The 1,249-nt window shown below is 69.3% G+C and carries 2 protein-coding genes; both read right to left on the bottom strand.

Features of this window, described 5'->3' with window-relative positions; translation table 11 throughout:
* On the bottom strand, positions 1 to 444 hold a 444-nt coding region (gene bioD / locus AACR77_RS14795), incomplete at its 3' end, for a dethiobiotin synthase (RefSeq protein WP_042882504.1).
* A gap of 108 nt (positions 445 to 552) precedes the next feature.
* Positions 553 to 1,249, bottom strand: a 697-nt coding sequence (locus tag AACR77_RS14790; protein WP_042882503.1) for a methyltransferase domain-containing protein, incomplete at its 5' end; no start/stop codon positions are given.

Raw genomic sequence — 1,249 nt, 5'->3', positions numbered from 1 at the left:
CCCCACCACCAGGATCACCGGCAGCCGCTCCTGGGCGACCCACTCCGAGAGCAGACGCTGATGATCCAGCGGCAGGAACCAGCCCCCCGCCCCTTCGACAATGACGAGATCGGCCCCAGCTCCCTCAATCTCCCGCAAGCCGGCGGACAGCCCCTCGAAGGGGATGCTCGCCCCCCGCTCACGGGCGGCGATATGGGGGGCGATGGGCGGCTCGAAGGCATAGGGATTGACCTGCTCGTAGGGCAGCGCAACCGTGGCCGCCTGCTGCAACAGCAAGGCATCCAGATTGCGAAGCCCCTCCGGGGTGCGGGTGCAGCCCGCCGACACCGGTTTGTACCCGGCGCAGCGAATGCCTCTGGCGGCAAGCGCCAGCAACAGGGTGCGGGCCACCAGGGTTTTGCCCACGTCGGTGTCCGTGCCCGTGATGAAATAGGATGTCCCCATGATGATTCCTCGATGCAGTGCAGGGGCGCAGAGGCGCCCCGATATCCATGGTGAAAGGCAGGCGCGCGTCCTGCCGCTGAAGGGGTGGGTGCGCCGGGTCTTTTTGTGTCAGCGCCGCACCAGGCGCCCGAGGCAGACCTCGTAGCTGGCGGCCAGCAGGCCGTCCGGTTGACGGTGGCGCTCGTAGGCCTCCCCCAGTCGCACCAGGCGCTGGCGATGACCCAGGCCCGCAGACCGCTCGTCGTTGACCTGGCTCGCGCCTATCCCCTTGAGGTCGCGCAGCAGTCCGCTGAGCGCCGGGTAGGCGAGGGACCAGGTCAGCGGGCAGAGTGCCGGGGCCTCGAAGCCCCCGTCACGGGCCGCCTGCTGCAACTGAGGCAACGTCAGGAAGCGATTGACATGGTCACGACCATCCACGGCCCGCCAGGCCTCCCGCAGTTGCCACAGTGACCCCGAAAGCAGGGTCGAGAAGAAGACCTGTCCACCGGGTTTGAGCACCCGGTTGAGCTCGGCAAAGGCCTGGGCCGGCCGCTCGCACCACTGCAGGGCCAGGCTGGAGAAGACCCAGTCCAGGCTCTGGTCGGCAAAGGGCAGTGCCTCCGCATCGCCGCACACCAGGCGGGCTCCGCTGCCGCGAAGGGCCGCCTGGGCCAGCATGCCGGGTGCGAGATCCAGCCCGGTCAGCGTCTCGCAGCGCGGCGCCAGGGCAGGCAGGAAGAAACCGGTGCCGCAACCCAGATCCAGCCCGGCCCCTGAGCGCACCTCTTTCACGCCCCCCTCGTCCATGCGCGCCAGCAGCGACTGC

The sequence above is a fragment of the Aeromonas sp. ZOR0002 genome, assembly GCF_963866995.1.
Classification (GTDB): domain Bacteria; phylum Pseudomonadota; class Gammaproteobacteria; order Enterobacterales; family Aeromonadaceae; genus Aeromonas; species Aeromonas caviae.
This window is presented reverse-complemented; position numbering and strand designations above follow the sequence as displayed.